This window comes from Pseudomonas sp. Sample_20 (assembly GCF_004307585.1).
Classification (GTDB): Bacteria; Pseudomonadota; Gammaproteobacteria; order Pseudomonadales; family Pseudomonadaceae; genus Aquipseudomonas; species Aquipseudomonas atacamensis.
In genome coordinates, this window is sequence record NZ_RCOA01000011.1 from 1 (window position 1) to 5,854 (window position 5,854).

Here is a 5,854-nt window from a genome sequence, read left to right on the forward strand (position 1 = left end):
GCGATGGTGTTCATGCTGGTGCCTTTGAACCCGTGACGGGCGAACTCGTCTTCGGCGGCTTTGAGAATGGTCTCTTCGTTCTTCTGACGAATGCGGCTGGCGGGTTTGCCGCCGTGGGCTGGGACTTCAAAGGTCATAGGCACTTCCGGGATTGTCTGTGGGTGCAACCAGTTGCGTTGATAGCGCACCCACAGGCATCCGACAAGTCCTTGCGCGGAAAAACAGTTACGCCTGTTCGATCTTGTTCAATGACGCGGGGCTTTTTGTCTCAGCGGTTTTGCCTTCCGGCAACAACAGACACAGGACGATTGCCGTCAGCCCGCCGCTGGTGATCGCCGAGTCGAACAGGTTCTGCACCAGTTTCGGCAACAGGTGCAGCAGGTTCGGTTGCGCGGCGATGCCAAGGCCGACGCCGAACGAAGTGGCGATGATCAACATGCTGCGCCGGTCCAGCGGTGACTGCGCGAGAATGCGTACGCCCGCCGCCGCCACTGCGCCGAACATCACCAGCGTCGCACCGCCGAGCACCGGTTTCGGGATCTGTTGCAGCACCGCGCCGATCATCGGGAACAGGCCGAGGCAGAACAGGATCGAGCCGATGTACAGACCGACGTAGCGGCTGGCAACGCCGGTCAATTGGATCACGCCGTTGTTCTGCGCGAACGTTGTGTTGGGGAAGGCGCTGAAGGTCGCCGCGATCATGCAGCTCACACCGTCACCGAGCACGCCACCGCGCAAGCGGCTTATATAAGAAGGGCCGCTGATCGGTTGGCGAGCAAGCATGCAATTGGCGGTGAGGTCGCCGACGGTTTCGATGGTGCTGATCAGGTAAATCAGCGCGACCGGCAGGAAAGCGGTCCAGTCGAAGTTGAATCCGAACTTGAATGGCGTAGGAAAACTCACCAGTGGCAAGTCAGGCAACGGCTGTGGCAGCAGTTTCCCACTGAACCAAGCGGCGAGGCTGCCGAGCACCAGTCCGATGATGATCGCCGACAGTCGCACCCACGGCGTATTCGAGCGGTTGAGCAGAATGATTGTCAGCAGCACGAACACGCCCAAGGCCAGATTGCCCGGCGCGCCGAAGTCCGGCGCGTTGAAGCCGCCACCCAGATCGGTGATGCCGACCTTGATCAGGCTGATGCCGATCAGCGTGATGACAATGCCGGTCACCAGCGGTGTGACCACTCGCCGCAACTGACCGATGAAACGGCTGAGCACGATCTGCACGATTGCGCCGAAAAAGCACACGCCGAAAATCATCGCCAGGATATCTTCCGGGCTGCCGCCGCGCTGCTTGACCAGAAACCCGGCCGACAGCACCGCACCGAGAAACGCGAAACTGGTGCCTTGCAGACAGATCATCCCCGCGCCGATGCCGAACGGTCGTCGCGCCTGGATAAAGGTGCCGACGCCCGAGACCATCAACGCCATACTGATCAGGTACGGTAGATGCGCGGTCAGCCCGAGCGCCGAACCAATCACCAGCGGCGGGGTGATGATGCCGACGAAACTGGCGAGCACGTGTTGCAGCGCGGCGAGAATGGCGGCGAGTGGTTTGGGGCGGTCGTTGAGGCCGTAGATCAGTTCACTGGACGAATCGGAATCTGGCTGCATGGTTTTGGCTTCTTGTTGAAGGACGAGTCAGCCCTTCACTGCAAAAACCTGTCCACTTGCTCAGGTTATTACTGGATTCTGTCGATGAGGCCCTGCCGGGCTGGGCTCTGCGCGCTTATCTATCGCGTCGCGGCCAGACTCTCCAGGAAACTTTCCAGCACCAAATGAGGGCGCCGCCCCTTACGCGTGACCGATGCCAGACTCAAATCGTAATAACGCGTGCCGGCCTTGAGCGCACGCAAGCGCCCCTGCTGCACCCAAAGGCTGGCGTAGTGATCCGGCAGGTAACCGATGTAGCGCCCGGTCAGAATCAGAAACGCCATGCCCTCGCGGTCAGAGGCACTGGCGGTGCAGTTGAGCGCTTGATAATGCGCCTGAATCTCCGCCGGCAAACGAAAGGTCGGCGCAATCGCGTCCTGACTGTCGAGGCGTTGATCATCGAGTTGCTTGTCGTCGACATAAAACAGCGGATGACCCACCGCGCAATACAGCAGCGAACGCTCGCTGTACAACGGCTGATATTCCAGTCCTGACAAGGCGCTGGCCTGCGGCACCACGCCAACGTGCAGGCGCCCGTCGAGCACACCTTGCTCGACTTCATTCGGCGCAATCATGCGAATCTGGATCTGCACATCCGGCCCGCGCTCCTTCAACTGCGCGAGGGCGTGGGTGATGCGCATGTGCGGCAGGGTGACGAGGTTATCGGTCAGACCGATGATCAGCTCGCCGCGCAGGTGTTGGTGCAGGCCGTTGACCTCAGTGCGGAAACTCTCCAGCGCACTCAACAATTGCAGCGCTGATTGATACACCTCACGACCTTCCTCGGTCAGGGAAAATCCGGCCCGGCCACGCTGACACAAGCGTAAGCCGAGGCGCTGCTCCAGATCGCTCATCTGCTGGCTGATCGCCGAGCGCCCGATGCCGAGCACGGTTTCCGCTGCGGAGAAGCCGCCACACTCCACGACACTGCGAAAAATCCGCAGCAGGCGAATATCAAAATCACTGACCTGGGCCAGCGGATCGGCGCGGCGGCTGCTCATTTTTTGTTCTCTTTGTTTAGCAATGATCTAACTGAAGGTTAGAAGAGTTGGATTTCACCGACTTTATCGCCGTGGCAATTTAGCTGCAACAACGCTTTCCATCTCCCTGACGCTTATGCCCTGCGAGGTTTTGCCCGATGAACATGCCTGAAAACGCGCCGTCGTCACTGGCCAGCCAACTGAAGCTGGACGCGCACTGGATGCCGTACACCGCCAACCGCAACTTTCAGCGCGACCCGCGTCTGATCGTCGGCGCTGAAGGCAGCTGGCTGTTCGACGACAAGGGCCGCAAGATCTACGACTCGCTGTCCGGTCTGTGGACCTGCGGCGCCGGGCACACCCGCAAGGAAATTCAGGAAGCCGTTTCGAAACAACTGGGCACCCTCGATTACTCGCCGGGTTTCCAGTACGGCCATCCGTTGTCGTTTCAACTGGCAGAGAAAATCACTGAGCTGACCCCGGGCAATCTGAACCACGTGTTCTTCACCGACTCTGGTTCCGAGTGCGCCGATACTGCGGTGAAAATGGTCCGTGCCTACTGGCGCCTGAAAGGCCAGGCGACCAAGACCAAAATGATTGGCCGCGCCCGTGGCTACCACGGTGTGAACATCGCCGGCACCAGCCTCGGCGGCGTCAACGGCAACCGCAAGCTGTTCGGTCAGGCGATGATGGATGTCGACCACCTGCCGCACACACTGCTGGCGAGCAACGCGTTTTCCCGTGGCATGCCGGAGCAGGGCGGTATTGCTTTGGCCGATGAACTGCTGAAGTTGATCGAACTGCACGACGCTTCCAACATCGCTGCGGTGTTCGTTGAGCCGATGGCCGGCTCTGCCGGGGTATTGGTTCCGCCGCAGGGTTACCTCAAGCGTCTGCGCGAGATCTGCGATCAGCACAACATCCTGCTGGTGTTTGACGAAGTGATCACCGGATTCGGTCGCACCGGTTCGATGTTCGGCGCCGAGAGCTTCGGCGTAACACCGGACCTGATGTGCATCGCCAAGCAAGTCACCAACGGCGCGATTCCGATGGGCGCGGTGATTGCCTGCTCCGAGATCTACCAGACCTTCATGAACCAGCCGACGCCGGAATATGCCGTGGAATTCCCCCACGGCTACACCTATTCGGCGCACCCGGTGGCCTGCGCCGCCGGTCTTGCGGCACTCGATCTGCTGCAAAAGGAAAACCTGGTGCAGAGCGTCGCCGAAGTCGCGCCGCATTTCGAGAACGCGTTGCACGGCCTGAAAGGCTCGAAGAACGTCATCGACATCCGTAACTACGGCCTGGCCGGCGCGATCCAGATTGCCGGGCGTGACGGCGACGCCATCGTGCGTCCGTTCGAAGCGGGCATGGCCCTGTGGAAAGCCGGGTTCTACGTGCGCTTCGGCGGCGACACCCTGCAGTTTGGCCCAACCTTCAACAGCAAGCCGCAAGACCTCGATCGTTTGTTCGACGCGGTCGGCGAAGTGCTGAACAAGCTCGACTGATTTTTCCCTCTATATATGTACAAAAGTGCGGGCGCCTCTCACGGCGCCTGCCGACCAGAATTCAGGAGTGTTCGATGAGCGTTATCCCGCATTTGATCAATGGCGAACTGGTGACCGAAACCGGTCGCGCGGTAGATGTGTTCAACCCGTCTACCGGCCAGGCAATTCACAAACTGCCACTGGCCAGCCAGGCCACCATTCAGAAGGCCATCGATGCCGCCAAGGCTGCGTTTCCGGCTTGGCGCAACACGCCCCCGGCCAAACGCGCCCAAGTGATGTTCCGCTTCAAGCAACTGCTGGAGCAGAACGAGGCGCGCATCTCGCAACTGATCAGCGAAGAGCACGGCAAGACTCTTGAAGACGCTGCCGGTGAATTGAAGCGCGGTATCGAGAACGTCGAGTTCGCCTGCGCCGCCCCGGAAATCCTCAAGGGCGAGTACAGCCGCAACGTCGGCCCGAACATCGATGCCTGGTCGGACTTCCAGCCGTTGGGGATTGTTGCCGGTATCACTCCGTTCAACTTCCCGGCCATGGTGCCGCTGTGGATGTACCCGCTGGCGATCGTCTGCGGCAACTGCTTCATCCTCAAGCCATCCGAGCGCGATCCAAGCTCGACCCTGCTGATCGCTCAACTGCTGCTGGAAGCGGGCTTGCCGAAAGGCGTGATGAGTGTGGTTCATGGTGACAAGACGGCGGTGGACGCGTTGATCGAAGCGCCGGAAGTCAAAGCGCTGAGCTTCGTCGGTTCGACGCCGATTGCCGAATACATCTACGCTGAAGGCACCAAGCGCGGCAAACGCGTTCAGGCACTGGGCGGCGCGAAGAACCACGCGGTGTTGATGCCGGATGCCGATCTGGACAATGCGGTCAGCGCTTTGATGGGGGCGGCATACGGTTCTTGCGGCGAGCGCTGCATGGCGATTTCGGTTGCCGTGTGTGTTGGCGATCAAGTTGCCGACGCGCTGGTGGCGAAACTGGTTCCGCAGATCAAGGCACTGAAAATCGGTGCCGGTACTTCTTGCGGCCTGGACATGGGGCCGTTGGTTACCGGTCAGGCGCGTGACAAGGTCAGCGGTTATGTAGACGACGGTGTGGCGGCGGGCGCGACCCTGGTGGTCGATGGTCGCGGTCTGAGCGTCGCCGGTCATGAAGACGGCTTCTTCCTCGGTGGCTGCCTGTTCGACAACGTCACCCCTGAGATGCGCATCTATAAAGAAGAGATCTTCGGGCCGGTGCTGTGCGTGGTGCGGGTGAACAGCCTGGAAGAGGCGATGCAACTGATCAATGATCACGAATACGGCAACGGCACCTGCATCTTCACCCGTGACGGCGAAGCGGCGCGGCTGTTCTGCGACGAGATCGAAGTCGGCATGGTCGGCGTCAACGTGCCGCTGCCGGTGCCAGTGGCTTATCACAGCTTCGGCGGCTGGAAGCGTTCGCTGTTTGGCGACCTGCACGCCTATGGTCCGGATGGCGTGCGCTTCTACACTCGTCGCAAGGCGATCACCCAGCGCTGGCCGCAGCGTGCAAGCCATGAAGCTTCGCAGTTCGCATTCCCTAGCTTATAAGTAGCTGGATGTGCAGAAGGCCGACCTTTCAGGTCGGCCTTCGCGTTTTCGGGGCTTTTTGCCCGATATGACAGAAATATGAAAATAGGTGTTGACGGCAGATTCCAGAGGTCTATAATTCGCCCCACTTCCGGCGCAGTCGAAA

4 protein-coding genes and 1 pseudogene are annotated in these 5,854 nt (G+C 60.3%); 2 read left to right on the forward strand and 3 right to left on the reverse strand.

The window, feature by feature from the left end; all coding sequences use genetic code 11:
• The 3 genes and pseudogenes from D8U70_RS01600 to D8U70_RS01610 form a co-directional block, all read right to left on the reverse strand.
• Positions 1–137, reverse strand: a pseudogene (locus D8U70_RS01600) (TetR family transcriptional regulator); the annotation flags it as partial.
• 88 nt (positions 138–225) lie between these two features.
• Positions 226–1,614, reverse strand: coding sequence for a nucleobase:cation symporter-2 family protein (locus D8U70_RS01605; protein WP_130928164.1), 1,389 nt, complete (start codon positions 1,612–1,614; stop codon positions 226–228).
• A gap of 119 nt (positions 1,615–1,733) precedes the next feature.
• Positions 1,734–2,654, reverse strand: coding sequence for a LysR family transcriptional regulator (locus D8U70_RS01610; RefSeq protein ID WP_039764096.1), 921 nt, complete (start codon positions 2,652–2,654; stop codon positions 1,734–1,736).
• Positions 2,655–2,791: 137 nt separating this feature from the next.
• On the opposite strand from D8U70_RS01610, the gene D8U70_RS01615 reads away from it, so the two are divergent.
• Both D8U70_RS01615 and D8U70_RS01620 read left to right on the forward strand, forming a co-directional pair.
• Positions 2,792–4,141, forward strand: coding sequence for an aspartate aminotransferase family protein (locus D8U70_RS01615; protein WP_130928165.1), 1,350 nt, complete (start codon positions 2,792–2,794; stop codon positions 4,139–4,141).
• A 74-nt stretch (positions 4,142–4,215) separates the two neighbouring features.
• Positions 4,216–5,709 carry a CoA-acylating methylmalonate-semialdehyde dehydrogenase gene (locus D8U70_RS01620; protein ID WP_071174323.1) on the forward strand — a complete coding sequence of 498 codons (1,494 nt, stop codon included), beginning with the start codon at positions 4,216–4,218 and terminating at the stop codon, positions 5,707–5,709.
• Positions 5,710–5,854: the final 145 nt, after the last annotated feature.

Bases quoted from the DNA above. Each gene is read 5' to 3' on its own strand.
- D8U70_RS01605 (WP_130928164.1), bottom strand. From the start codon at position 1,614: ATGCAGCCAGATTCCGATTCGTCCAGTGAACTGATCTACGGCCTCAAC.
- D8U70_RS01610 (WP_039764096.1), bottom strand. From the start codon at position 2,654: ATGAGCAGCCGCCGCGCCGATCCGCTGGCCCAGGTCAGTGATTTTGAT.
- D8U70_RS01615 (WP_130928165.1), top strand. From the start codon at position 2,792: ATGAACATGCCTGAAAACGCGCCGTCGTCACTGGCCAGCCAACTGAAG.
- D8U70_RS01620 (WP_071174323.1), top strand. From the start codon at position 4,216: ATGAGCGTTATCCCGCATTTGATCAATGGCGAACTGGTGACCGAAACC.